We start from the raw sequence: 25,941 nt of genomic DNA, 5'->3' as shown, positions 1-25,941 counted from the left end.
TCACCGCGTGGGCGGGAAAACCCGCCCACCCTACAACACTTCCTCGCCATTGGTCGGCGGAGGCGGCGGCACCTCAGGCAATGAAGGAGGCGGCGCGGTCTGGACCGGCGCCGGCGGCGGCTCGCTCGGGGCCGGCTCGTCCTCGATCGGGGCCGGGTCGGGCACTTCGGACTCGGGCGACATGCCTTCGATCTCGAGTTCGCCCGGGCCTTCCTCGATATACTCTTCCGGCTCCTCGACGCGGCGCGGCGGCGGCGGACGGCCGCCCGGCAGCAGCGCGTTCGGGTCCAGCCTGCCCGTTTCGAAGGCCGACTTCATGAAGTCGCCCACCAGCAGCAGCGCATTATGGCCGCCCTGCCCCCAGTAGCTGCTGCGCATGCTGACGCGGTTGTCGTTGAAGCCGACCCAGGCGCCCGCCACCAGGTTCGGGTGCATCAGGATGAACCAGCCGTCGGTATTGTTCTGGGTGGTGCCGGTCTTGCCGGCCACGTCGCCGTAGATGCCGAAGCGGTAGCGCACCCCGCCGCCGGTGCCGCGGTTGACCACCCCGCGCAGCATGTCGATCAGGGTGGTCGCGGCATCCTGCGACAGCGCGCGCTGCGGCGCCTCCGGCGCGAAACCGGCGATGGTCTTGCCCTCGCGGTCGGTGATCCGGCGCACGAATACCGGCTTGCGGTAGTCGCCCTGGGCCGCGATGGTGCTATAGGTGCTGACCATTTCCAGCAGGGTCACCGGGCTGGTGCCCAGGGCAAGCGAAGGCACGGCCGACAGCTTGCTCTGGCGGATGCCCATGCCCTGGGCCAGGCGCACGATCGGGTCCACGCCGACCTGCTGCATCACCTGGGCGGTGATGGTGTTCTTGGAATACACCAGGCCGTCGCGCATGCTCATCATGCCGCCGCTCGAGCCCGACATGTCGGTCGGACGCCAGACGGTGCCGCCGACCCGGATGTCCTGCACCACGTCGCGGTAGGTCTGTTCGGGCGGGATGCCCGCTTCCAGCGCGGCGGCGTAGACGATCGGCTTGAAGGTCGAGCCGGGCTGGCGCAGGGCCTGGGCCACGTGGTCGAACTGGTCGCGCTCGAAGCTGCGGCTGCCGACCCAGGCGCGTACCTCGCCGGTGTGCGGATCCATCGCCACGAAGCCCGCTTCCAGGCGCGACTTGGCCGCCTTCAGCTCACGCATGAAGCTGCGGTCGCCCTTGAAGCGCTTGAGGGCCTCGGCCGGGGCTTCGCCGTCTTCCACCGCGCGCCGGTATTCGGCGCTTTCGCGCACAAAGGCGTCCAGTTCGCGCGCGTGCGAGCTCCAGTAATACGCAAAGGGATCGACCTCGTCGCGCATCGAGGTGTACATGCCGCTCGATGTCGAGCGCGGCATGCCCTGGTAGGCCCATTCGACGTCGGCGATCGCCTGCAGCGTGTTGGACTGGCGTTCCACCGCCTTCACCGCCGCCGCCTGCAGTTCCATGTCGAGCGTGGTGTGCACCACCAGGCCGTCGAGCTGCAGGTCGTAGTCGTTTTCTTCGGCCCAGTCGAGCAGCCACTTGCGCACGTAGGCGGTGAAGTGGTCGTCCTTCCCGCTCCGGTCGTTCAGGCGCGCAAAACGCACCCGCAGCGGGCGCTTGGCCAGCTGGCGGAAGCGCTCTTCGCTGAAGGCGCCGTGTCTGGCCATCTGGGACAGCACCACGTTGCGGCGCGCCTTCGAGCGCTCGGGATTGGCGACCGGGTTGTAGTAGTGGGTGCCCTTGAGCATGCCCACCAGGGTGGCCGCTTCCAGCACGTCCAGGCGCGCGGCCGGCTTGCCGAAATAGGTGCGCGCCGCCATCTCGATGCCGTAGGCGTTGTAGAGGAAAGGCACCGTGTTCAGGTAGGCTTCCAGGATCTCGGTCTTGCTGTAGGTGTTCTCGATCTTGATCGCGGTGATCAGTTCCTTCATCTTGCGGTTCAGGCTGCGCGCGCGGCCGATCTCTTCCGGGAACATATTGCGCGCCAGCTGCTGGGTGATGGTCGAGCCGCCCTGGGCGTCGCCCTTCAGCGTCGCCACCAGCGCGCCGGCCACGCGCCGGAAGTCGACCCCGTGGTGGTCATAGAAGCGGTGGTCTTCGGTCGAGATCAGGGCCTTGATCACGTGCGGCGAGATCTGCGACAGCTTGACCCGCTCCTGCAGGCCTTTTTCGAAGGTGCCGAGCTCCTTGCCGTCGGCGGACAGGATGACGCTGGGGCGCGCCGTGCTGGCCTGGCGCAGGTCGTCGATGCCAGGGGTGAGCGGAACCAGGAGCACCAGGTAGAGAAAGAACGCCATCAGGCCGGCCGCCGCCGTCCACAGGCCGATGAGCAGCACCTGTTCGGCGCGCGACCGGTCGCGCAGGCGCGCCTGCGCCATCGAATACCCGGCCTGGGCGCGGCCGCGGGCGCCTTCGAACAGGCGCCGGCCGTGCTGTCCGAGCGCGGCGCGGCGCGAAGCATCCTGGGCGCTTCCCTCCGGGCGCGGCTGGGTATCGGTCTTTTCTTCCTGGTCCACTATAGAAATCCTTGCTGCGAATGCGGGTGCGGCGCCCTTGCGTGTGCGCCTTGACTTTGGAGCAAGTATAGCTGACCGGCGCCGCCACCACGGTCCGGCTTGCGCGGCGTGCTCAAGCCTGGACCGGGCTGGGCTCCACCCTGCCCTGGCGCAACAGCGGCTCGACCATCTGCACCGGCTCCGGGCGCGCGTAGATGTGGCCCTGGACCTCGTCGCAGCCGCAGCCGCGCAGGTAGTCGAGCTGTTCCAGGGTTTCGACGCCCTCGGCGATCACCTGCATGCGCAGCCCGTGCGCCAGCGAAATGATGGCGTCCACCATGGCCGCCCCGTCGCGGCTGAGCACGCTGTCGTGCACGAAGGAGCGGTCGATCTTCAGCACGTCGACCGGGAAGCGCTTCAGGTAGGCCAGGCTCGAGTAGCCGGTGCCGAAATCGTCGATCGAGAGCTTGACCCCCATCGCCTTCAGGCAGTGCATGGTCTCGATGGCCGATTCGACGTCGGCCATCATCATGCTCTCGGTGAGCTCGATTTCGAGTGAATCGGCCTGCAGGCCGGTCTCGTCGAGTACGCTGCGCACGGTCTGCACCAGGTCGGGCTCGGCGAACTGGCGCGCCGACAGGTTGACGCCGATGCGCAGCGGCCCGAGGCCCGCGCGCTGCCAGCGAACGTTCTGGCGGCAGGCGGTGTGCAGCACCCAGGCGCCGATCGGCACGATCAGCCCGGTCTCCTCGGCCAGCGCGATGAAGCGCTCGGGCCGGACGGTGCCGAAGTGCGGATGGCGCCAGCGGATCAGGGCCTCGGTGCCCACCACCCTGCCGCTGCCGAGGTCCACCTGGGGCTGGAAATACAGCTCGAACTGGTCCTCGCGCAAGGCCCCGCGCAGGGCGCCTTCCAGGGCCAGGCGGTCGCTGGCATGCGCATTCATGTGCGGCGCGTAGAAGTGCACGGCATTGCGGCCGAGCTGCTTGGTGCGGTACATTGCCAGCTCGGCGTGCTTGACCAAAGTTTCCGGATCGCGGCCGTCGGCCGGATAGCCGGCCACCCCGGCGCTGGAACCGAACACCAGGGTGTGCTCCTCGATCTGCAAGGCTTCGCCGATGGCGTCGCGCACCGCCTGCACCCGCGCCGCCGCCTGGCGTTCGTCGGCATAGCCGACCAGGACCAGCATGAAGTTGTCGCCGCCGGTGCGCGCCGCCGTGTCGGCCTGGCGGATCGACGCGGCCACGCGGGCCGCGATCGCGCGCAGCGCCTCGTCGCCGATGCGGCGGCCGAGCGTGTCGTTGACCAGCTTGAAGTGGTCGATGTCGAGTGCGACCAGCCACACGGGGGCGTTGCCCGCGGTCGCGAGAGCGCGCTCGATGCGGTCGAGCAGCAGCGCCCCGTTGGCCAGGCCGGTCAGGCTGTCGTAGCGCGCCCGGTGCGCCAGTTCGGCTTCGTAGCGCTTGGCGACAGTGACGTCGTAGGTGGTCACCACGAAATGCTCGGTCGCCCCCTGGGCGTTGTTGACCGGCGCGATATACACCTCGCTGACCAGTTCGCGGCCGTCGCGGGTAGCCTGGCGCACCAGCGCATGGGCCTTGCGGCATTCGTAGAGCGCCTGGCGCAGCTCTTCCAGTCCGGGCTCTTCGCTGTCGGCGCGCGCCAGGGCCGCGAGCGGCCTGCCGGCCAGTTCGCCCGGGCCATAGCCGAGAATGCGCTCGCAGGCCGGGTTGGCGTACTCGATCGGGTAGCCCGGGCGGGTCGCGCTGATCAGGAGGATCGGATTGGCGGCCGATTCGATGGCGCGCTGGTGCAGGCGCAGCGCCCCGGCGGTCAGGGCCAGGTCGGCCGTGCGGCGCTCGACCAGCGACTCGATGCGCCGCGTGCGCGCGCTGCGCTGCTGCACCAGGAAGGCGACTGCCAGGCTTAACACGCTGCCGTAGCCGAGGATCGACAGCGAGCCGACCTGGCTGTCGAGTCCACGCGCCAGGCGGACCGCGCGCATTTCCCACTGCGATCCGGCGACGTCGAAGCGGGTCGTGATGGCGTCCGGCCCTTCGCCGAGCCAGCGCTCGAGGCCGGACTGCGCGGGCGGCGCCCCAGGATGGTGGAACACCGCGACGCGCTCGCCGGCGCTGCTCCGACCGTACAGCGTCAGCGCAAAGTCGTCGACCGCCAGCAGGTGCGCGGCATGCAGGCTGCCGCCCACCAGCAGCCCGGTGTCGATGACGACGGCGGCCTGGCCGAGCACGGCCGCGCGACGCGCCGCCACGCTCGACAGGTCGGCACCGGGCCGGTACACCGGCATCACCACCAGCATGCCGCGCAGCGCGCCGTCGCCCTGTACCAGGCGCAGCAGCGGGCTGGCGGTCGGCGTCCCGGCATCGATGGCGCGCTGGCTGTAGGCGCGTTCCTCAAGGCTGGACCAGAGGTCGTAGCCGAACACGCTGGCATTGGACGCGATCGGAACCACGTAATCGTTGACGAGATAGCGCTGGCGCGGCGGGGCCACCACCAGGCGCCCGTCGGCAGTGCGCTCGCGGATGGCGAAACCAGGCCAGAAGCGTGCACGTTCGGCCTCGAAGGCAGCGCGTGCGGCGCCGTCGACAAAGCGCTGGTACTCGAGCGCGACCAGGTAGCCGTTACCGGCGGCGAGCGGTTGGGCAAACGCATCGAAGGCGTCGCGCGAGACCTCGCCCTTGCCGGCCACGAACAGCAGGTTCAGCGCGCGCAGATCGTGGACGGCTTCGCCGAAGGCGCGCGTGACGGCCGCCGTGCGCACCGCGGCGCGGCGCTCGAAATCGACGCGCGCACTCTCCGCCTCCAGCTCGCGCGCCACGCCGAACAGCGCAGCCGTCAGCGTGAAGCCGGCCAGGGAGGTCGCCAGGGCGGCGCGCGACACGATGCGCCGCCGCCGGAACAGCGGATGGGCGAACAGCCGTTTCATTTCCCTATCCTAGCCCAAGGCGCTTGGGGCCGCGCCACGTTACGGGTGCGCAAAGGCCGGGCCCGGCAGTACCCCGGCTGCCGGCAAAGCGGATTTCCGCTATGATCGCGGCATGCCCGAAAATCCCGTCCCCGCATCGCCAGCCCAGCCGCCATCCGCGCTGGATGCCCAGCCAATGCGCGTCCTGCGCCAGTTCCGTATCGTGTTCAACGCCGTCAAGACCCACTTCCGCCAGGTCGAGCGCGAAGCGGGCGTCGGCGGCGCGCAATTATGGGCGCTGTCGGTGATCCAGCAGTACCCGGGCATCGGCGCCACCGGCCTCGCGCGCGAACTCGACATCCACCAGTCGACCGCCAGCAACCTGGTGCGCGGCCTGGTCGAGCGCGGCTACGTCAGCGGCAGCCGCGAAGGCGCCGACCGCCGCACGGTCGCGCTGCACGTGCTCCCGCCCGGACAGGAAGTGCTGCAGCGCGCCCCCATGCCCTTCGCCGGCGTGCTGCCGGACGCCCTCGCCAGCCTGGATGGCGCGACCCTGTGCCAGCTGGAACGCAACCTCGATCTCCTGATCGCCGAGCTCGGCGCTGACGACGAGGCCGGCAAGGTCCCTCTGTCCCAGCTTTAAACGTCAGGGCGCCTCGAAAATTTCGCTGGCAAAGCGCGCCAGGTCGTTCATGCCGCCGCCGGACGCGAGGTGGCGCCGCAGCAGCCCGGCCTGGCCGCCGTCGCGCATCAGGTCTTCGATCAGTTCCTTCGCCTTGGCGAAACCCGGGTCGCGCGAGCGCCGGCCAAGGCGTTCCAGGTCGCTACGGATGACCTCCGCCACCGGCCGCGCTATGCCCGTTTCGGGGTCGATCCAGCCCGCGTCGACGCCGTCGCGCGCGGCGTTGAAGCGATTCCAGGTGTACAGCTCGCGGCTGCCGTTCGCGGGCCAGGCGCCGGGCTGGTCGGCGAACTCGAGGCACAGCTCGCGTGCATAGCAGGCCAGCGCGGCCGCATGGACGGGCTTGAGCGGGGTGTCCAGCACGCGCAGCTCGATGGTGCCGTACTCGGGCTTGGGCCGCACGTCCCAATAGAAGTCCTTGATGCTGTTGACGATCCCGAAACCGGCCAGGCGCGCGAAATAGTCGCGGAAATCCTGCCAGCAGCGGAAATCGTGCGGCTGGATGCCGCTCATCGGGAAGGCGCCGACGACGTTGCTGCGTGAGCTGCAAAAGCCTGACACTTCACCCTGCCAGCAGACCGAGTTGCTTGAGAGCGCGATGAACAGCGGCGCGCGCTGGGTCAGCCAGGCGCACAGGCGCACCGCTTCGTCGGCGCTGCCGGCGCCGATGTGCACGTGCATGCCGAACACCGTGAACAGCTTGGCCAGGTAGCCGTACTTGCGCTCGGACTCGAAGTAGCGCTCCTTGGGGTAGATGCGCTGCTCGTTCCAGCGCTGGAACGGGTGCGCCCCGCCGCCGGAGACGGACGCTCCGACCTCGAAGGCGGCGCGCTGGACCGTGGCGCGGATGTGCTCGAGCTGCTCGGCGGCCTCGCCATAGGAGCTCAGGATCGAGGTCGCCACCTCCAGCATCGAGGTCGTGATCTCGGGCGTGTGCACCCAGGGCTTGTCGTGCTTGTCGAGCACGCGCAGGATGTCCGGCGCGGCCGGGAACAGGTCGAAGCTCAGGCGGTCGAGCACCATCAGTTCCAGCTCGATGCCCATGGTGCCCACGGTCGAGGGCTTGAAGTCGGGCAGGAAGGCCGGCCCCTTGCCGGACACCGCCAGCGCCTGCGCCGCATCGTTCATCAGGTTCGTGCTCATTCTCGTCCTCCTTCCGGGTTCACGCGCTGGTAGGTTTCGCCGGCCATGCGCAGCCCGAGCCAGGTCAGGCCCGGGGCCAGCAGCACGTTCAGCGCCAGCAGCGCGCCCATCAGCTCCGTCGACGTGGTGTCCAGGCCCGTGTAGGCGTTGAGCGTGGTGTCGACCACCAGGCCGCCATAGCTCACCAGCGAGCACATGCTCAGGGCCATCGCATGCTTCTTGTTCCGGTCCCAGGCCGTGGCCGGGACCAGGGCCGCGCGGGTCGCAAGGATGCGCACGGCGAACACCGCCAGGGCTGCCAGCAGCGTCGTGCCGCTGGCCAGCTGCTGCAGGTCGACCAGCGCCGCCGACATCAGGAACAGCAGCACGTAGCCGATGTCCTGGGCGGTTGCGAGCTGGGCCTGGAACACGTTGTCGCGCTGCTCGGCGTTGCGCAGCAGGAGGCCCATCAGCAGCAGCGACAGCAGCGCGCTGGCGGCCGAGATCGAGCACAGGCCCAGGTCGATGAGCAGGGCCGCCAGCAGCATGCCGGGGCGCATCCGCGCCGGCACCTTGCACAGCCGGGTGGCCAGCGCATACAGGCCATAGGACAGCAGCGCGATCGCCGCGCCCAGCACCAGCTTGCCGCCCTGGCGCAACAGCTCCTCCCCGAAACCGCCGACCGCGTCGACGCCATGGCTGCGGGTCCAGGCCAGCGTCACCGCCAGCATCAGGAGGGCGACCAGGCTGCTCAGGCCCACCATGTTGGCGGTGGCGAAGGTGCTGGTGCCGCTGGCGTTCTCATCGGCCACCATGGAGTTGACGATCACCGGGTTCACCGCGATCAGGATCGAAGCGATGAAGATGGCCGCGCCCCACGGCAGGCCGAGCAGGCCGAGGGTAAGGGCCACCGCTAACAGCCGCGCCAGCGTCGCCAGCAGCAGGCTGGCGCCCTGGCGTCCGCTGCGCAGCAGCCAGGCCAGGTCCATCTTGCGGCCGACCTCGAACAGCACCAGGGCCGAGGCGGCATTCAGCAGTTCCTGGAACTGCGCCAGCAGTGCACGGTCGATCAGGTTGCCGCCGGTGGCGCCCAGCAGCAGCCCGGCGATCACGGCGCCGTACAGCTTGGGCACCTTGAAGCGCTGCAGCAGCATGCCGAGCACCAGGGCCAGCATCAGGCCGGCCCCTAGCACCGCGAGCGGCGACAGCAGCCACAGGGGCGTACTCAAGTCTTCATTCATGGCGTGCCTCCCAGGCGTGGGCCAGCCGGCCGAGCTCGCGCTCGATCAGGCTGGCACGCGATCTGGCCAGTTCCTGGGTTCTAGCGGCCTCAAGCGGCGGCAAGTCACTGGCCACGCGGGCGCGCACGATGCCGCCCTCTCCCTTCAGCGGAATCCACAGCTGCCCCTGCATCAGGCTGCCCTCCTTCCACACGGCGAGGAACTTGGCGCCGGTGCGGTCGCCCGAGATGGCCGGCTCGACCAGGGTAAAGGGACGCAGCCACTCGGCGGCCGGGAAACGCCGCGCCAGCAGCACCTGCATCGCGCTGCGCTGCTCCAGGCGCGCATCGTCGCGCGAATACGGCAGGTGCAGCTGGGCCTGTCCGAGGCCCGCGCTGCGCAGGCCCAGGCAGGCGCCCTCGCTGACCCAGCGCCAGCTGTCGCCGTCGAAGGCGCGCGGCTTGCCGTTGGTGGCGTCCATCCAGACCGTCATCAAAGGGGTACGGGCGGGCGCCGGGTTAGCGGCGTCGATCGCGCGCACGGCGGCAAGCACCTCCTTCCAGTGCCCGAGTTGCCACTGGCGGGTGGGCAACCGGTCCGAGGGACGCCAGCGCCACAGCACGGCCGACCACCGGCCATCCGCCTGGCGCCACACCATGCCGGCCTGCTCCACGCCGTTGTACTGGACCTGCAGCGACTGCCCGCTCCAGCCGCCGCTCCAGGGCCGCAGCACGGCGTGGGCGCCGGCACCGAGGCGGTGCCAGGCGATGGCGGCGGTGCTCAGGCAGGTGTTCGGGGCGTCCGGGATGTCCTCCCAGTACACCATGTCGACGCGCTGGCTCCAGGCGCACTGGCGCAGGGCCGGGGCGCCGAGCGCGGCGAGCGGGGCATCAAGCGGTGCCTGGCAAGCACCCGCGCGTGAGCCGCTGAGCCGTTCGAAGTCGGCCACGGCGGGAAGCGCTGGCGTTGCCGGCTTGCCGGCGGCGCGGGCTGGTTGCGCGGTCGCGGCAAGCGCGATGGCAGCGCCCAGGACGATACGGGACACGGTAATTGTTGGCGGGAAGAGCTGGTTCAAGGTTCCTCCGGTGGGCCGGCAGGCTAGACCGCGGCGCCGAAAAAAGTCCCCCGGCAGGCTGCGGGGGACAAAAAGAAACGGATTCAACCGCCTCATCGCTGATCGGGTGCCGACTGTCGAGCTCGACACCACGCGGCTATGATGGACTAAAAATGTATTGAATGCAACCCTATTTGTCCGAATGTATTTATCGGTTTCACTCCTGGCGCATGTGCAGCAGCGGATACGGACGGCCCGCATCGTCCGTCGGCGAGCGGCCCGTGACGGTGAATCCCAGGTGCCGGTAGAAGCCGACTGCCTGCGCGTTCTGCTCGTTGACGTCCACCGTCAGCCGCCCGTGCAGCGCCATCGCATGCGCGAGCAGCCGGCGGCCGACGCCCTGCCCTCGACAGGCCGGATCGATGAAGAGCGCGTCCACGTGGGCGCCGGTCAGGCCCATGAATCCGCTGGGTTGGCCCTGGGCGTCGAGCGCGACCCAGACCGGGGTGGCAGGCAGGTAGTGTTCGGAGACCAGGGTGTCAATCTCCCGGAAATCGCTGTCGGAGAGAAAATCGTGGGTGGCGCGCACGCTGGCGCGCCAGATCGCGGCAAGTGCGACGCTATCGTCAGGAGTGGAAAGGCGAATGGTGTCCATATGCGCTCGGATGTACAAAAGCGCAATTGTGCCTCATCGCATCACTTCTGACCCTATCATGAAGGCAATAGACGATAAAGGAGAACGCATGGACGGCTTGCCCCTGTGGCTGCAGGCGGGCCTGTGGGGCTTGCTGGCAGGCGGCGCCCTGCTGCTCGGCGCGGCGGTCGGCTACGCGGTGAAGGTGCCGCAAAGACTGATTGCGGCCATCATGGCATTCGGCAGCGGCGTCCTGATTTCCGCCCTGTCCTTCGAACTGATGGAGCACGCCTTCCATACCGGTGGCTTCGCCTCCACCGCGACAGGCTTCCTGGGCGGCGCCGCCGTCTACACGGCCGCGAACTGGTGGCTGTCGCACCGCGGGGCGCGCCACCGCAAGCGCTCGGCGAAGCAGCCGACGGCCGCCGACAATGGCGGCAGCGGCATGGCGATCGCGGTTGGCGCGCTGCTCGACGGCATCCCGGAGTCGATCGTGATCGGCCTGTCGATGCTGGGCGGGCGCGGCGTCAGCGTGGTGGCGGTGGCGGCCATCTTCCTGTCGAACATTCCGGAAGGCCTGTCGAGTGCCGCCGGCATGAAGCAGGCCGGCCGTTCGCGCGGCTACATTTTCGGTATCTGGGGCGGGATCGCGCTCGCTTCCGGTGTCGCGGCCCTGGTCGGCTATGCCGTGTTTCGCGATTTTTCGCCGCAGATCGTGGCCGCCACCACGGCGGTGGCAGCCGGCGCCGTGCTGGCCATGCTGGTCGATACCATGATTCCCGAAGCCTTCGAACAAACCCATGATTTTGCCGGCCTGATCACGGTGGCCGGCTTCCTGGCCGCTTTTGCGCTGAGCAAGCTGGGCGGCTGAGCTAGTCGAACAGCCCGGCGCCGTCCCAGCGCGGCGCGGCCGAATTCGAGCGCGCCGGCACCGCCCTGCCCTGCAGGCCGCGGCTGGCGAGCAGGCGCGGAAAGGCGCGGCAGTAGCTCGACTGGATGCCGGCGAAGCGCGCCAGCTCGGCATACTCGACCACCATGCCGGGCGGCAGGCTGGCCAGCACCTGCACAACCCGCTCGCGCCAGTCCTCCGGCAGCGCCGGCAAGCGCCGGTCCAGCACCACGACGGGGTCGCCGACCCGGATCGCGCCGCCCTGCACAACTCGCGCCAGCACGCCACGCCGTCCAAGGATCGCGCGCGCCAGGCCCGGCCGCTGCAGGTCGAGGGCGCCGCAGGCCTCGCACTGGAAGCTCAGGCACAGGACGGCATCGGCGCCGATGCGCAGCAGCATGCCTGATTCGAGTTCCTGCGTGTCCAGCGCGAGCAGCAGGTTTTCGCGCAGCGCGAACGGGGGCAATCCCAGCTCTTCATAGGCGGCGGCGCTGGCAATCAGCACCTGGCGCGGCGAGCGCGGGTCGGCGTGGCGGTCGCCCGCCAAACCTTCTCCCGCCAGGGCCTGCAGTGCATCTTGCGGGATCGGCGCGGGAGAACCCGGCGGGCGCACCGACAGCGCGACGACCTTCCCCATCGCCCGGGTCAGCGCCTCGCCGGCGCCGCGGCCGGCGGGAAGGAGCGCAGGTAGGCGACGATGTCGCCCACCTGGCGCTCGCTCAGGAAGCCCCAGAAGCGCATGCGGGTGCCGGGAACGACGGCGTCCGGATCGCGGATGAATGCCGCCAGGCGCCGCTCGTCCCAGGCGAAGCCGGACTTCTTCATGGCGGGCGAATAGGCATAATCGGGCAGGCTGCCGACGCGGCGGCCGAGGACGCCGTTGAGCTGGGGCCCGAAATTGCTCTGCGCGTTGGGGCCGACCTGGTGGCAGTTGGCGCAGCGTTTGAAGGCGCTGCGGCCGGCTGCGAGCGGATCGGCTGCCTGCGCCGTGCTTGCCGCGCCCAGCAGGAGAATGGCGAGGATAAGTCTAGGCATGCTGCCCTACTTCACCCGCTGCTTTTCCAGCTTGCGCGCCAGCGTGCGCCGGTGCAGCCCGAGGCGGCGCGCCGCTTCCGAGATGTTGAAGTCGGTCTCGGCCAGCACCGCGTGGATGCGTTCCCATTCGAGGGTCTTGATCGAGGTCGAGCGGTTGGTGATGTCGACCTCGGTGTTGCCGGCCACGTGGCCGAAGGCGGCCTCGATGTCGTCGGTATTCGAGGGCTTGGCCAGGTACTGGACCGCGCCCAGCTTGATCGCTTCCACCGCGGTGGCAATACTGGCGAAGCCGGTCAGCACGACGATCAGCATGTCCGGATCGTGCTCGTGCAGCAGCTGCACGCAGGCCAGGCCCGAGGAATTCCCCTTGAGTTTCAGGTCGACCACGGCGTAGCCGGGGTGATGATCGGCCAGCAGCGCAGCCGCTTCGTCCTGTCCGTGTGCGACCAGGACCCGGTAGCCGCGCCGTTCGAAGGAACGGCTCAGGGTGCGCGCGAACGCCTCGTCGTCTTCGATGATCAGCAGCAGGCGCTCAATGTTTTCCGTCAATGCGTTCCTCTTCCAGTTCGATGCTCGACAGCGGCAGGCTCAATGTCACCTGTGCGCCGCCCTCCTCCCGGTTGACCGCGTTTACCGAGCCGCCCAGCTTGCGCACCACGTTCACCGCCAGGAACAGCCCCAGGCCCCGTCCCGGCTTGATCTTGGTGGACTGGTAGGGCTTGCCGATCTGGCCCAGCATGCCTGGCGCAAAGCCGGGGCCGCGGTCGACCACGGCGACGTACAGGGTGCCGTCCTCGATCCAGGCATCCAGGCCAACCCAGTCGGGCGAGGCCTCGAGCGCATTGTCGAGCAGGTTGTCGATGGTCTGCTTGAGCGCCGAATCGGAGGCCACCGGCAAGTCGTGCGCGATACGGTTATTGTACTGGAAGGCGGCCACTTGCCGGCTCGCACGCCAGCCTTTGACTACGCCGTCCAAGAAGGCGCGCACGGTGGTGCGCACCGCCGATTCGCCGCGCGCTTCGCCGGCCGACAGCAGGATGCCGCTGACGATGGTCTTGCAGCGCTGGAGCTGGGTCTGCATCTCGGTGATCTCTTCCAGCAGGCTAGGGTCGTCGCGGAACTGCGGCATGCGCTTCCAGTCGCCGAGGATCACGGAGACCGTGGCCAGCGGCGTGCCCAGCTCGTGGGCGGCGCCCGAGGCCAGCAGGCCCATGCGCACGATGTGCTCCTCTTCCACCGCATGCTGGCGCAGTGAGGCCAGCTGCGCCGCTTTCTGGCGCAGCGTATCCGAGATGCGCGAGATGAACATGACCAGCAGCGCCGCATTGAGCGCGAAGCAGACCAGCAGCCCCTGGATGTACAGGCTCGAGATCCCGCGCGCATGGTCGAAAGGCAGCGCGAGCGGCTGGGCGTACATCGCCAGGCCGGCCAGGCAGGCGATCGTGATCAGGACGATGGTCCAGGTCCACAGCGCCTCCAACAGCACGGCCGACAGGATCACTTGCAGCAGGTAGAGGAACGAGAAGGGATTGTTGATGCCGCCCGAGAGGTAGAGCAGCACGGTCAGGCTGGCGACGTCCACCAGCAGGGCCATGAACATTTCGCTGTTGGAGACCGGCCGCCGCTCGTGCCAACGCAGGTGGCTGGCGACGTTGAAGGCGATCAGGCAGGCCAGCACCTGCAGCATGTGCACCAGCGGCAGCTGGATGTTAAAGATCAGGATGGCCGAGGCGATGGTCGTGATCTGTCCGATCACGGCGATCCAGCGCAGCTCGATCAGCTGCAGCATGTTCTTGTGGCCCGCGGCGAATTCGACGTTGGCGGCGGCCGCCTGCGGCGAGCTGCGCCCGGCCTTGGCGAAGAAATCGAGGGGGTTCTGGATCATGCGGGTCGATGTTGTCAGTCGTCGTCGCGGATTTTACCGCCATGACGGCTGACCCACCACCAGGCGGCGCCGACCATCAGGGCCAGCGCGTACCAGGTCAGGGCATAGACCAGATGATTGTTCTGGAAGGAGATGACGGTCAGGCCACCAACGGCGCGCTCGGGTGCGTCGGCCGGGTCCTGGTTCTTGCCGGCGTCGATGAAGTACGGAGCAACGTTGGTCAGCCGGCGCGCCGCCGCCAGTGCGGCGACGTCGCGTGAAAACCAGCGGTTCGTTACCGGGTCGTTATCGCGCAGGAAGCCGCCCTTCGGCTCGCTGATGCGCAGCAGGCCGGTGACGTCGACGCGCTCGCCCGCGCCGGCGCAGGGGTCGGCGCCGGCCTGCTTGCCGGGGTAACGCCCCGGCTTGTTCCCGGTCGCCGGAATGAAACCGCGATTGATGAAGACGATGTGGCCCTCCGCCGTACACAGCGGCGTGAGCAGCCAGAAGCCCGCGCCAAGCTCGGAGACGGCCTGCACGGGGGTGGTGAATTCGTAGAGGTAGTGCCCGGCAAGACGTACGCGCCGGTATTCGTCGGATTCTCTGGAGACTTGCGCCCAGCGCGCAGCGGGAGGCGGCGCGACCGGGTTCGCATGCACGCGTGCGTCGACGCGTGCGATCAGGTCCAGCTTCCATTGCAGGCGAACGACCTGCCAGGTTCCCAGACCCAGGAACAATACGACCAGCAGCAGGGCCACCACCGCCAGCACCCGCCGCGCAAGCAGGCTGCGCGGGGGATGGGCGGCGGGTCCTGCCTGCTGGCCGCGGTCCTGCATTTACTGCATGTCGTGCATGCCGTGGGTGGTGTCGCTTGCGCCACCCATGGCCGGCATCATGTTGGCGTTCATGTGGTGCATGACCCAGATCGAGCCGGCCAGCACGATGACCAGCAGGACGACGGTCAGGATCAGCGCCATCATGTTCCAGCCGCCTTCCGACTTCGAGTTCATGTGCAGGAAGTAGATTATCTGCACGACGAACTGCACGGCGGCGAAGCCCATGATCACGTACTTCGTCGTTTCCGGCGGCAGCACGTTGCCCATGACGAGCCAGAACGGGATCGCGGTCAGGATCAGCGACAGCACGAAGCCGATGGCGTAATCCTTGATGCTGTAATGCGTGACGAAGCTGGTGTGACCGTCGTGGTCGTGCTCGTGGTGGTGGATGTGATCGCTCATGGCAGCACTCCCATCAGGTAGACAAAGGTGAACACGCCGATCCAGACGACGTCCAGGAAGTGCCAGAACAGCGACAGGCACTGCAGGCGACGGAAGTTCTCGGTGGTCAGGCCGTGTTTCGACAGCTGCACCATCAGGGTGATCAGCCAGATCGCGCCGAACAGCACGTGCAGGCCGTGGGTACCGACCAGCGAGAAGAACGCGGTCAGGAAGCCGCTGCGGCTCGGACCCGCGCCTTCATGGATCAGGTGCAGGAACTCGTAGATCTCGAGCGACAGGAAGGCCGCGCCCAGCAGGCCGGTGACGCCCATCCACAGCAGGGTCGCGCCCAGCTTCTTGGCCTGAGCCGACACCATTGCGAAGCCGAAGGTGATCGACGACAGCAGCAGGAAGCCGGTGTTAATGGCGATCAGCGTCAGGTCGAACAGCTCGGCGCCGGTCGGACCGCCGGCGTAGTTACGGCCCAGCACCGCATAGGTGGCGAACAGGGACGCGAAGATGAGGCAGTCGCTCATCAGGTAAATCCAGAAACCGAGCAGGGTGCCCTGTTCCGGATGGTGCTCGCGCACCAGGTAGCGCGCGGTCACCTCGTCGGCGGTCAGGCCGCCGGGAATAGTAGCTTTAATTTCAGACATGGCTCTTCAGCAGCATAGTGTGCGCTTCTTCAGTGCGGGCAACTTCTTCTGCCGGAATGTAGTAATCGCGCTTGTAGTTGAACGTGTGGATGATGATCGCGGCCATCATGGCAACAAAGGACACGGCGACGAGCAGCCACATGTGCCAGATGATGCCGAAGCCGACCACGGCCGACAGTGCCGAGATGCCGAAACCGGCCCAGGTGTTCTTGGGCATGTGGATCGCCACATAGTCTTTCAGCGGACGCTGGTAGCCGTTCTTCTTCATGTCGGCGAAGGTGTCGTTGTCGTGCACCACCGGGGTGAAGGCGAAGTTGTAGTCCGGCGGCGGCGACGAGGTCGCCCACTCCAGGGTACGGCCATCCCACGGGTCACCGGTGACGTCGCGCAGCTTGGCGCGGTCTTTCCAGGTGAAGAAGATCTGCAGGATCAGCGCAGCGATGCCGCCAGCGATCATCAGGGTACCGAACAGCGAGATCTGGAACAGCGGCTGCAGTTCCGGGTCTTCGAAGTGGCTGGTACGACGGGTCACGCCCATGAAGCCCAGGATGTAGGGCGGCAGGAAGGCGAACCAGAAGCCGATCGACCACAGCCAGAAGGAGACCTTGCCCCAGAACTGGTTCAGCTTCACGCCGGTCATCTTCGGCGCCCAGTAGTTGAAGCCGGCGAAAATGCCGAACACGACGCCGCCGATGATCACGTTGTGGAAGTGGGCGATCAGGAACAGCGAGTTGTGCAGCACGAAGTCGGCCGCCGGGATCGCCAGCATCACGCCGGTCATGCCGCCGATGACGAAGGTCAGCATGAAGGACACGGTCCACATCATCGGCAGTTCAAAGCGGATACGGCCGCGGTACATCGTGAACAGCCAGTTGAAGATCTTCGCGCCCGTCGGGATCGAGATGATCATCGTGGTGATGCCGAAGAACGAGTTGACGCTCGCGCCGCTGCCCATGGTGAAGAAGTGGTGCAGCCAAACAAGGTAAGACAACACCATGATGACGCAGGTCGCGTAGACCATGGAGGTATAGCCGAACAGGCGCTTGCCGCAGAAGGTCGAGACGACTTCCGAGAAGATGCCGAAGGCTGGCAGGATCAGGATGTAGACCTCAGGGTGGCCCCAGATCCAGATCAGGTTCACGTACATCATCGCGTTGCCGCCACGGTCGTTCGTGAAGAACGCGGTGTCGAACAGGCGGTCCATGCCCAGCATGGCCAGCACGGCGGTCAGGATCGGGAAGGTGATCACGATCAGGATGTTGGTGCACAGCGAGGTCCAGACGAAGACAGGCATCTTCATCAGGCCCATGCCCGGTGCGCGCATCTTGACGATGGTGACGATCAGGTTGACGCCCGAGAGCAGCGTACCGACGCCCGCGATCTGCAATGACCAGATGTAGTAGTCGACGCCCACCCCAGGACTTGCCAGGATGCCCGACAGCGGCGGATAGGCCAGCCAGCCGGTGCGTGCGAATTCACCCACGAACAGCGAGGCCATGACCAGCACGGCGCCCATGGTGGTCATCCAGAACGAGAAGTTGTTCAGGAACGGGAATGCCACGTCGCGCGCGCCGATCTGCAGCGGCACGACATAGTTCATCAGGCCCGTCACGAACGGCATCGCCACGAAGAAGATCATGATCACGCCGTGGGCGGTGAAGATCTGGTCGTAGTGGTCCGGCGGCAGGAAGCCGTGGTTGGAGCCGAAGGCGAACGCCTGCTGCGCACGCATCATGAGGGCGTCGGCGAAGCCGCGCAGGAACATGATGAGGCCGAGGATCATGTACATGATGCCGATTTTCTTGTGGTCGATACTGGTGAACCAGTTGTTCCACAAGTTGCCCCACTGGCGGAAGTAGGTGATCAGGGCCGCCAGGCCCAGGCCACCGACGATCACGCCGGCGAAGGTTGCGATCAGGATCGGCTCGTGGAACGGAATCGCGTCCCAGCTGAGCCGACCGAAGATAAGCTTCGTCAAGTCGAGAGAGTCTTGCATGGTTACTTCTTCACAGGATTGTTATTGGTGCCCGGAACCGGACCACCGGCTGCAGGCGTCACACACATTTCCAGTTCCGCCAGTTGGGCATCGCTGCCCTGCTTCGGCAGGCGCTTGGCCGCCGCGGCGATCTGGTTGCGCTTGTGGTCGTCCGCCATCTGCTGGTTCATGCAGACGCTGCCTTCGGCCACGCAGCGGTTCAGGACACGGTTGAACAGCGCGGTTTCCACCTGGCCGTAATGGCGCACCGGCTCACGCACGGACGGCTTTTCCAGGGTCAGGTAACCGGCACGGTTCAGCTGTTCGGGATTGCTCTTCATCTGCTGGACCCAGGCGTCGAACTCGCCCGTGCTCACGCCCTTGTAGGCGAAGTGCATGTGCGAGAAGCCTTCGCCGCTGAAGTTGGCGGACAGGCCCTTGTAGTCGCCCGGCTTGTTCAGCACGGCGTTCAGGGTCGTCTCCATGCCCGGCATCGCGTAGATCATGCCGGCCAGCGTCGGGATGTAGAAGGTGTTCATCACGGTCGACGAGGTGATCTTGAAGCGGATCGGCACGTCCACCGGGGTGACCAGTTCGTTGACCGAAGCGATGCCCTGCTCCGGATAGATGAACAGCCACTTCCAGTCGAGCGCCACGACCTGCACCTCGAGCGGCTTGGTCGATGCCGGGATCGGACGGTGCTCGTCGATGCGGTCGAGCGGACGGTACGGGTCCAGCTTGTGGGTCGAGACCCAGGTGATCAGGCCCAGCACGATGATGATCAGGAGCGGCGCGCCCCAGATCACGAGTTCGAGCTTGGTCGAGTGGTCCCAGTCGGGTTCGTATTTGGCGCTGGTGTTGCTCTTGCGGTAGCGCCAGGCGAACAGGACAGTCAGGATCATCACCGGGACGATGATGATCAACATGAGCAGGACCGAGATCGTGATCAGGTCTGCCTGCTGCTTTGCAATATCGCCGGTGGGATTCATCACCACCGTGTTGCAGCCGGACAGCAGTGCAAGCAGGAGTAATGGGAGTCCGCGGCGGACAATTTTAGGAATCATGCTAGGTATCTAACGTTACATGGGAATAAGAACATGCTACTGTAACGCCAACGGCCTACGGCAACCATTGGACACTTTGTCCCACCCTTGCTATATTGCAATTACGGCATCGCCGCAATCACAACAAGCAGAGGCGCGATTTCAGGCTGTCGAGGCCAGCTGACCTCAGGAGACGAAGATATGCAAAGCACGACGACGTACGGCGCTGCAGGTAGCGCTCCCATCACCCACCCGACCAGCGGGGCCCGCAACATCAACGCCAGGGATGGCGAAATCCACCCGGGTGAAATAGCCGTCGGCGTGGTCATTGGCCGCGCCTCGGAATATTTCGAATTCTTCGTCTATGCCATTGCTTCCGTGCTCGTGTTCCCGGCGATCTTTTTCCCGTGGGCTGACCGGCTGGAAGCGACACTCTACTCGTTTATCATTTTTTCGTTCGCATTCATCGTGCGCCCCATCGGCACGGTGATCTTCATGTGGCTGCAAACCCGTTTCAGCCGCGAAATCAAGCTGACCATCGCCCTGCTCCTGATGGGCACCAGCACCGTCGTGATTTCCTTCCTGCCGTCCTATGACCGGATCGGCATGGCGGCCATCGTGATCCTGTCGCTGATGCGCATCGGCCAGGGCATCGCCCAGGGCGGTTCCTGGGACGGCCTGCCCTCGCTGCTGGCCCTGTCGGCGCCGGAGCACAAGCGCGGCTTCTACGCGATGCTGGGCCAGCTGGCGGCGCCGATCGGCTTCCTGATCGCCGCCGGCCTGTTCGCCTACCTGCTGAGCAACCTGTCGCAGGACGATTTCCTGGTCTGGGGCTGGCGCTTCCCGTTCTTCTGCGCCTTCGCGATCAACATCGTGGCCCTGTTCGCGCGCCTGCGCCTGGTCTCGACCAGCGAATATTCGCGCCTGCTGGACGCCCACGAACTCGACCCGGCCCCGGTCGGCGAGCTGGTGAAGTCGCAGGGCAGCAACATTGCGATCGGCGCCCTGGCCGCGCTGGCCAGCTACGCCCTGTTCCACCTGGTGACGGTGTTCCCGCTGTCCTGGATCCAGCTCTACGATACCCGCCCGATGGACGAGTTCCTGCACGTCCAGATGTGGGGCGCTGCGCTGGCCGTGCTGGCGGTGCTGGCTTCGGGCCTGATCGCCGACAAGGTCGGCCGCCGCACCACCCTCGGCACCCTGGCCGCCCTGATCGCCCTGTTCTCGGGCTTCGTGCCGACCCTGATGGATGGCGGCGAAACCGGCCAGAACATCTTCATCCTGGTCGGCTTCGTCCTGCTCGGCCTGTCGTACGGCCAGGCCGCCGGCGCCGTGACCGCGAACTTCAAGCAGCAGTACCGCTATACCGGCGCGGCCCTGACCTCGGACCTGGCCTGGCTGGTCGGCGCGGCCTTTGCCCCGCTGGTCGCGCTCGGCCTGTCGGCGAATTTCGGCCTCGGCTACGTCAGCCTCTACCTGCTGTCGGGCGCGGTCGGCTCGCTGGCGGCGCTGAGCCTGAACCGGGCGCTGGAAATCCGCGACTGAGCGAAACGCGTTCTCATAGTAAAACGGCCCCATCCGGGGCCGTTTTTCATTGCCGGCGCACTCAGCGCGGCAGCGTGTAGATGCCGGGCTCGGCAGACAGGCCGCGCTTGACGGCCTGGGTCAACTCGTCGACGGCGACCTCGGCCCGCCCCTCCTCCAGCGCGGCAAAGCCGCTGTCGACCACGGTAGCAACGCCGAGCTTGGGTACCCCGAGGCCCTTGGTCAGGTCGGTATCGATGAAGCCGACGTGCAGGGCCAGCACCTGGGTGCCCTGGCCCGCCAGTTCGTTGCGCAAGCCATTGGTCAGGCCCCAGGCGGCCGACTTGCTGACCGCATACGCCGCCAAAACCGGGCTGCTGATCCAGCTTGCCACCGACAGCACGTTCAGGAATGCGCCGCCCCCATTGCGCGCCAGCACGGGAGCGAAAGCGCGCGACACATTCAGGATGCCGAACACGTTGGTTTCGAGCATGCGCCGCAGGCTGGCATCCGCATCCTGATCGAGGACGCCCTTCATGTCGGCAATGCCCGCATTGTTGATGACGAGATCGACATCACCGAGGTCGGCCGCCAGCGCACCGACCGCAGCGGCGTCGGTCACGTCGAGTTTGACGGGGACAACGCCGGCAAGGCCGACGGTGGACGGATCGCGGGCCGCGGCATAGACCTTGCTGGCGCCGCGGGCGAGCGCCTGGCGGGCGAATTCTGCGCCCAGGCCGCGGTTGGCGCCGGTCACGAGTACGGTGGCATTCTGGATATTCATCGCTTTCCTTTCAGGAGTCATACGAAAAATATGATGTACCTCATATGATGGTCGTCATATTCATGCATCAAAAAAAGCCGGCAGTGCCGGCGGCGGGTAGGTCAGGCCTTGCGTGGTGCGGCAAACAGGGAAACGAGCAACTGGCGCGCGCTGGCCAGCGCCGCCCTGCCATCGGCATTGTCACCGTGCACGCGCGCCAGCTGCAGATTGCCGACGAGGGCGCCCGCGATCACGCCAGGCAGCGCGGGATCCGCGCTTTCGGGAAGGGCGGCGGCGACGCGCCGCACGAGCCGGTCGACGCGCTGGGTCGACGCCAGCCGCACCGCCTCTTCCTGGCGCGGCATTTCGCCAGCCAGCGCCCCGACCACGCAGCCGTGTTCCGGATACGCCAGGTGCTCGTCGGACAGGTAGAGTTCGATCAGGGCCTGCAGCGGATTGCCGGTTTCGCGGGTGCGCTCGGCAACGCGCTCGTCCAGCACCGCGCTGCTGATGGCGCCCGCATGCTCGATTGCCTCGACCAGCAGCGCATCGCGCGAATCGAAATGCGCATAGAAGCCGCCATGGGTCAGCCCAGCCTCTTTCATGACCTCCGCGACGCCGACGCCGGCGTAGCCATGGCGCCGCACGGCACGGCTGGCTGCTTCAACGATGCGATGGTGGGACTGTTCGCGCTTGCTCGACTTGGCCGACATGATAAAGGTCCGCAAATAAATATGATGGGTGTCATATTATACCCATCATATTATTTGTCAAGGCCCGCCGGTTAGGACAGCGCCGTGTCGAGCACCGTCATCAGGATGAAGCCGAACACCATCACGATGCTGGCGAAAGTGCCGTGCCCGTTCTGACGCATTTCGGGAATGACATCGTTGACGATCACGAACAGCATGGCGCCGCCGGCCGCTGCCAGGGCGAAAGGCAGCATGCCCGCCGCGATGCCGATCAGGGCCACGCCAAAGGCCGCCGCCACCGGCTCGATCAGGCCGGACGCAATGCCCAGGCCCACCGCGGTAAGACGGCTGTAGCCGACGGTGCGCAGGGCCAGCGCCACCACCAGGCCTTCGGGCACGTCCTGGATCGAGATGCCGGTGGCCAGGGCATTCGCCTTTTCGACGTCGATGCCGGCGTAGCCGACCCCGATCGCCAGGCCTTCGGGCAGGTTGTGCAGGGCCACGGCCCAGACGAACAGCCAAGCGCGGCGCAGCGAGACGCCGGCATCGCCGCCGGCCAGGATGCCGTCCACGTGCACGGCGCGGCTGAGCAGCAGGATGGCGCCGGCGCCGGCCATGATGCCCGCGCCCGCCATCAGGCTCGCTTCCCAGTTGCCCGAGCCGGCCGACTTGGCGGCGGCAATGGCGGGAATCACGAGGGAAAATGCGGTCGCGCCCAGCATCACGCCGGCGCCGAAGCCGAGGAAGCAGTCGTAGGTACGCTTCGAGAAATTCTGTGCCAGCAAGACCGGCAAGGTGCCCAGCGCGGTCGCGGCCGCGGCGGTAGCGCCGCCCAGCAGCGCGCGGTGCATCCGGGGGTTGGCGTTCATCACCTGCTCGGCAAGGCTGCCCAGCAGGAGGATGCAGCCGACGCTGCAGATGAGCAGGCCGACCACGCGGCGGATGGTCAATGCCCGCAGCAGCGTGCGTAGTGCGAGCAGCCGGTTGTCATGCGCTTTGTCGATATGAAAATTCATGCAATACCCGGAGAAATGCCGCGCGGCGCCGGGAGTGGGCCGCGCGGCGCGTGCTTACTTCTTGGTCGGCTTCATTGCCTTCATCGACTTGGCCACGCCCTTGTCGACCGGGTGGGTCAGGCCGGTGTCGTCCAGCGGGCCGCCCTTGTTGCCGGTAACGGCCTGGCCCATCGAATTGCCCGAGGACCCAGCCATCGTAGCACCACTATCGGACTGCATGCTCATCCCGAGTTCGGCACCCGTGCGCGGGGTCGACATCGGGTCGGACATGGTGCGCATCGCCATCTGCTTGAGGATGTCGATGTCGCCGCTCGGCAGCGCCACTTCGGCTTCGCCCGAGCCGCCGTCCACCGCCTGCTGCTTCTCGCGGTCGGTGACGAAGTCCCAGTCGGCGCCCTGGTTCCACGGGCCGCGCATCTCGCCCGGACCTTGCGACATGTTGTAGTACACGCTCGCAAAGCGCGGATCGGCCGGCATTTTGCCCGGCGGGAAGTTCGGCTCGATGGCGTACAGCGCCTTTTCGAAGGACTTCTGGTGTGCCACTTCGCGCGTCATGAGGAAGCCCAGCGCTTCCTTCACGCCCGGGTCGTCGGTCAGCGCGATCAGGCGCTCGTAGACGATCTTGGCGCGCGCCTCGGCCGCGATGTTCGAGCGCAGGTCGGCAGTCGGTTCGGTGATCGAATCGATGTAGGCCGCGGTCCAGGGCACGCCGGCCGAGTTGATCAGCGGGGTGCCGGCGCCGTACAGCACCTGGGTGATGTGGCTGTCGTTACCGGGACCGGTAATGGCCCGGTACATGTCGGCTTCGCTGTCAACGGCTTCGGCCAGGCGGCCCTTGGCGCCCTTGTTCAGCATCGCGATGATGTGGCCAATGATTTCCAGGTGGCTCAGCTCTTCCGTTGCGATGTCGTAGAGCATGTCCTTGCGGCCCGGATCGTCTTCGGCGACGGCCTGGGTGAAGTAACGCATGGCCGCGGCCAGCTCGCCCTGCGGGCCGCCGAACTGCTCCAGCATGAGGTTGGCCAAGGCCGGATTTGGCTCGCTGACGCGGACCGTGTATTGCAGGCGTTTGTTATGTGCAAACATGAACAATCCCTCCGTTGATGAGTATTGGTGCGCCGGAGCGACACCGTCGGGAGCTGTGGCCGTGACCGCCAGCCCGTATATCTCATCTTGGCAGGATGACACGGCAGTGGGGATCGGGTGTTCGCGCGTCGAGTTGTAGGACTAGGGCGACAATTAATGAACTTGATGGAAATGTTGGAATTGATAAATAAGCGTATTTATCGGGCATTTAAGCGCAGTACGGACAGGCCGAGGGCCTGCGCCCGCCTCCCCATGCGATCCGTGCCGACACGGGCGCGGCGCGCACTCCTACAGTAAAGACGAGTCGCGCCGAACTACCATGTTAGCTATATGACCACAAAGGGGGTACACAATGTTTAACCTGAATAAGCTGAGCCCGACGATCACCAACATGATCCGCTTCGACCACTCGCACGTGATGGTGACCTTCCACCAGTACGAAAAGGACAAGCCGCCGCGCGTCAAGAAGGCGCTGGCCGACACCATCTGCGACGCGCTGGAAATCCACGCGACCCTCGAAGAGGAAATCTTCTACCCGGTGATGCGCCAGCGCGACTCCGGCGAGCCCTTCATGCACAAGGCCGAGCCTGAGCACATGGAGATGCGCCGCCTGATCGCCGAGCTGCGCCGCACCAGCGGTTCCGACCCGCGCCACGACAAGCTGGTGATGGAACTGATGCGCGACGTGATGCACCACGTGGCCGACGAGGAAACCACCCTGCTCCCGCATGCCGAGGCCAAGCTGAGCCGTGACGCACTGTCCGAACTGGGCGCGCAGATGACCAAGCGCCGCATGCAGCTGGTGGGCCCGAAGGCGGGCAAGCTGGCCAAGGAACACGCCGTCGGCTTCGGCGGCAGCGGCGCCGCCCTGGTGGTAGGCCTGGCCAGCGCGCTGTTCGCGGTCAAAGCCTTCGGTCCGAAGAAGACCTGGAAGTCGAACCCGGTCTGAGTTCCTGCGACAGCTGGATCGAGCCGGCCGCGATCGCGGCCGGTTCTCGTTTACGCCGCCATGGCCCGGAACACCGGCGTCGGATCCATGGTCGTGCGCTGGCCGATCTCATCCAGGTGCGCGGCCAGCCAGGCATCGGCCGCCGCCACGCCACGGTCATGCAGCATCTGCAGGAACACCGGCTCCGCGTTGAACTTGCTCGAAACGCTCAGGTCGCGCAGCATGTCCACTGCACTGATCAGGTGCAGGCGTACCGGCGCAAAGGTCACAGCCTCGCCGTTCTCTTCGTTCTGGATGGCGTGGTTGTGCAGCAAGGTGTTCACCTCGCGTACGAAGCTGATATTGAAGGCGACTTCATTGGCGCGGTTGCTGATGTCCGCCATGCTGCGCGGCGTTTCGGTGCGTGCCGGCGGGTTGATCTGCACCACGAGCAGGTCCTGGGCGTTGTTCGATTCCACCAGCGGCGCCAGCGGCGGGTTGGCGGTGTAGCTGCCGTCCCAGTACAGCTCGCCGTCGACCTCGACCGATGCGAACACGGTCGGCAGGCAGGCCGACGCCATCACTCTCTGCACGTCGAGTTCGGCGCGCTCCCAGACCTTGCCGGTGCCGGTGTTCAGATTGGTGGCGTTGATGAAGATCGCCAGCTCCTTGCAGGCGCGAACGCGCTCGAAATCGATGTTCGCCGTGAGAAAGTTGCGCAGCGGGTTCACCGTCAGCGGGAACTCGCGCACCGGGCCGGCCAGCGCACCTGCCATTTCCAGCAATTGGTAAAAGGGCGAAAAGCTCATCGTATAGCCGCCGGCCAAGTGGTCCATCGGGGTGCGCTGCATGGGGCTCAAGGCCGCAGTCAGTCCGAGTGCGCGCCAGAAGCGGTCGAGCGCGGCGCGCGCTCCTTCCCTTCCGCCGCCGTGGGCCCAGCCGTCGGCCACCACGGCCGCGTTGATGGCGCCGGCACTGGTGCCGCTGAGCGCGTTGATGTCGAGGCGTTCTTCCTGAAGCAGCCGGTCAAGCACGCCCCAGGTGAAGGCGCCGTAGGTGCCCCCGCCCTGCAGGCCGAGGCTGAGTTTCTTGTTCGTCATGGTCAAGCTCGACTCC

Annotated in this window: 24 protein-coding genes; 4 read left to right on the top strand and 20 right to left on the bottom strand. The window is 66.7% G+C overall.

What is annotated here, in order from left to right; all coding sequences use genetic code 11:
• Nucleotides 1-30: 30 nt before the first annotated feature.
• Both LK539_RS23780 and LK539_RS23775 read right to left on the bottom strand, forming a co-directional pair.
• Nucleotides 31-2,520 (bottom strand): PBP1A family penicillin-binding protein, encoded by a 2,490-nt coding sequence (locus LK539_RS23780; protein WP_227803549.1) that lies wholly within the window; start codon nucleotides 2,518-2,520, stop codon nucleotides 31-33.
• Between the two features lie 112 nt (nucleotides 2,521-2,632).
• Nucleotides 2,633-5,446 (bottom strand): EAL domain-containing protein, encoded by a 2,814-nt coding sequence (locus LK539_RS23775; RefSeq protein ID WP_227803548.1) that lies wholly within the window; start codon nucleotides 5,444-5,446, stop codon nucleotides 2,633-2,635.
• 112 nt (nucleotides 5,447-5,558) lie between these two features.
• Here LK539_RS23775 and LK539_RS23770 point away from each other — a divergent pair, with 112 nt between their 5' ends.
• Nucleotides 5,559-6,068 carry a MarR family winged helix-turn-helix transcriptional regulator gene (locus LK539_RS23770; protein WP_227803547.1) on the top strand — a complete coding sequence of 170 codons (510 nt, stop codon included), beginning with the start codon at nucleotides 5,559-5,561 and terminating at the stop codon, nucleotides 6,066-6,068.
• Between the two features lie 3 nt (nucleotides 6,069-6,071).
• Here the strand turns inward: LK539_RS23770 and LK539_RS23765 are convergent, their stop codons facing one another.
• From LK539_RS23765 to LK539_RS23750, 4 genes are all read right to left on the bottom strand, one after another.
• On the bottom strand, nucleotides 6,072-7,250 hold the full coding sequence (locus LK539_RS23765; RefSeq protein WP_227803546.1) for a YbdK family carboxylate-amine ligase: 1,179 nt from the start codon (nucleotides 7,248-7,250) through the stop codon (nucleotides 6,072-6,074).
• Nucleotides 7,247-8,470 carry a cation:proton antiporter gene (locus LK539_RS23760; RefSeq protein ID WP_227803545.1) on the bottom strand — a complete coding sequence of 408 codons (1,224 nt, stop codon included), beginning with the start codon at nucleotides 8,468-8,470 and terminating at the stop codon, nucleotides 7,247-7,249. Before LK539_RS23760 ends, LK539_RS23765 begins: the two co-directional genes overlap by 4 nt.
• Complete coding sequence (locus tag LK539_RS23755; protein WP_227803544.1) at nucleotides 8,463-9,524, bottom strand: hypothetical protein; 1,062 nt, start codon at nucleotides 9,522-9,524, stop codon at nucleotides 8,463-8,465. The genes LK539_RS23760 and LK539_RS23755 overlap by 8 nt, the downstream gene beginning before the upstream one ends.
• Nucleotides 9,525-9,720: 196 nt before the next feature.
• Complete coding sequence (locus LK539_RS23750; protein ID WP_227803543.1) at nucleotides 9,721-10,158, bottom strand: acetyltransferase; 438 nt, start codon at nucleotides 10,156-10,158, stop codon at nucleotides 9,721-9,723.
• Nucleotides 10,159-10,246: 88 nt separating this feature from the next.
• Between LK539_RS23750 and LK539_RS23745 the strand changes: the two genes are divergently transcribed.
• On the top strand, nucleotides 10,247-11,008 hold the full coding sequence (locus LK539_RS23745; RefSeq protein WP_227803542.1) for a ZIP family metal transporter: 762 nt from the start codon (nucleotides 10,247-10,249) through the stop codon (nucleotides 11,006-11,008).
• Nucleotide 11,009: 1 nt separating this feature from the next.
• Here the strand turns inward: LK539_RS23745 and LK539_RS23740 are convergent, their stop codons facing one another.
• The 9 genes from LK539_RS23740 to cyoA are packed head-to-tail and all read right to left on the bottom strand — an operon-like array spanning nucleotide 11,010 to nucleotide 18,837.
• A complete protein-coding gene (locus LK539_RS23740; protein ID WP_227803541.1) occupies nucleotides 11,010-11,663 on the bottom strand; it encodes an MOSC domain-containing protein in 654 nt (217 codons plus the stop codon).
• An 8-nt stretch (nucleotides 11,664-11,671) separates the two neighbouring features.
• Nucleotides 11,672-12,061, bottom strand: coding sequence for a cytochrome c family protein (locus LK539_RS23735; protein WP_227803540.1), 390 nt, complete (start codon nucleotides 12,059-12,061; stop codon nucleotides 11,672-11,674).
• Nucleotides 12,062-12,067: 6 nt separating this feature from the next.
• Nucleotides 12,068-12,610: a response regulator transcription factor gene (locus LK539_RS23730; protein WP_227803539.1), complete on the bottom strand. Its 543-nt coding sequence runs from the start codon at nucleotides 12,608-12,610 to the stop codon at nucleotides 12,068-12,070.
• Entirely contained in the window at nucleotides 12,594-13,946 is a 1,353-nt protein-coding gene (locus LK539_RS23725) for an ATP-binding protein (protein WP_229520951.1), read from the bottom strand. Before LK539_RS23725 ends, LK539_RS23730 begins: the two co-directional genes overlap by 17 nt.
• Before the next feature lie 14 nt (nucleotides 13,947-13,960).
• Complete coding sequence (locus LK539_RS23720; RefSeq protein ID WP_227803538.1) at nucleotides 13,961-14,761, bottom strand: SURF1 family protein; 801 nt, start codon at nucleotides 14,759-14,761, stop codon at nucleotides 13,961-13,963.
• Nucleotides 14,762-15,163, bottom strand: a complete 402-nt coding sequence (cyoD, locus tag LK539_RS23715; protein ID WP_227803537.1) for a cytochrome o ubiquinol oxidase subunit IV — start codon at nucleotides 15,161-15,163, stop codon at nucleotides 14,762-14,764.
• Nucleotides 15,160-15,798 (bottom strand): cytochrome o ubiquinol oxidase subunit III, encoded by a 639-nt coding sequence (cyoC, locus tag LK539_RS23710; RefSeq protein WP_227803536.1) that lies wholly within the window; start codon nucleotides 15,796-15,798, stop codon nucleotides 15,160-15,162. Before cyoC ends, cyoD begins: the two co-directional genes overlap by 4 nt.
• Nucleotides 15,791-17,794: a cytochrome o ubiquinol oxidase subunit I gene (gene cyoB / locus LK539_RS23705; protein ID WP_227803535.1), complete on the bottom strand. Its 2,004-nt coding sequence runs from the start codon at nucleotides 17,792-17,794 to the stop codon at nucleotides 15,791-15,793. The genes cyoC and cyoB overlap by 8 nt, the downstream gene beginning before the upstream one ends.
• A 2-nt stretch (nucleotides 17,795-17,796) precedes the next feature.
• Entirely contained in the window at nucleotides 17,797-18,837 is a 1,041-nt protein-coding gene (gene cyoA, locus LK539_RS23700; RefSeq protein WP_227803534.1) for a ubiquinol oxidase subunit II, read from the bottom strand.
• A gap of 180 nt (nucleotides 18,838-19,017) precedes the next feature.
• On the opposite strand from cyoA, the gene LK539_RS23695 reads away from it, so the two are divergent.
• Nucleotides 19,018-20,361, top strand: coding sequence for an MFS transporter (locus LK539_RS23695; protein ID WP_227803533.1), 1,344 nt, complete (start codon nucleotides 19,018-19,020; stop codon nucleotides 20,359-20,361).
• Between the two features lie 61 nt (nucleotides 20,362-20,422).
• Here the strand turns inward: LK539_RS23695 and LK539_RS23690 are convergent, their stop codons facing one another.
• The 4 genes from LK539_RS23690 to LK539_RS23675 all read right to left on the bottom strand — a co-directional run bounded on the left by LK539_RS23690 (nucleotide 20,423) and on the right by LK539_RS23675 (nucleotide 23,897).
• Nucleotides 20,423-21,124: an SDR family oxidoreductase gene (locus LK539_RS23690; RefSeq protein WP_227803532.1), complete on the bottom strand. Its 702-nt coding sequence runs from the start codon at nucleotides 21,122-21,124 to the stop codon at nucleotides 20,423-20,425.
• Nucleotides 21,125-21,225: 101 nt separating this feature from the next.
• Nucleotides 21,226-21,816, bottom strand: coding sequence for a TetR/AcrR family transcriptional regulator (locus tag LK539_RS23685; RefSeq protein WP_227803531.1), 591 nt, complete (start codon nucleotides 21,814-21,816; stop codon nucleotides 21,226-21,228).
• Nucleotides 21,817-21,887: 71 nt separating this feature from the next.
• Entirely contained in the window at nucleotides 21,888-22,811 is a 924-nt protein-coding gene (locus LK539_RS23680) for a ZIP family metal transporter (protein ID WP_227803530.1), read from the bottom strand.
• 54 nt (nucleotides 22,812-22,865) lie between these two features.
• Nucleotides 22,866-23,897, bottom strand: coding sequence for a manganese catalase family protein (locus LK539_RS23675; protein WP_227803529.1), 1,032 nt, complete (start codon nucleotides 23,895-23,897; stop codon nucleotides 22,866-22,868).
• Nucleotides 23,898-24,249: 352 nt separating this feature from the next.
• Between LK539_RS23675 and LK539_RS23670 the strand changes: the two genes are divergently transcribed.
• Entirely contained in the window at nucleotides 24,250-24,846 is a 597-nt protein-coding gene (locus tag LK539_RS23670; protein WP_227803528.1) for a hemerythrin domain-containing protein, read from the top strand.
• Nucleotides 24,847-24,896: 50 nt separating this feature from the next.
• On the opposite strand, the gene LK539_RS23665 is transcribed toward LK539_RS23670, so the two are convergent.
• The gene (locus tag LK539_RS23665) at nucleotides 24,897-25,925 is read right to left on the bottom strand and encodes a patatin-like phospholipase family protein (protein WP_227803527.1); all 1,029 of its coding nucleotides are present in this window, start codon (nucleotides 25,923-25,925) and stop codon (nucleotides 24,897-24,899) included.
• Nucleotides 25,926-25,941: the final 16 nt, after the last annotated feature.

It is taken from the genome of Massilia sp. IC2-476, assembly GCF_020707295.1.
In the GTDB taxonomy this organism is placed as follows: Bacteria; Pseudomonadota; Gammaproteobacteria; order Burkholderiales; family Burkholderiaceae_D; genus Telluria.
Note: the sequence above shows the minus strand (reverse complement) of the source record. Positions and strands in the feature narration are given on the sequence as shown.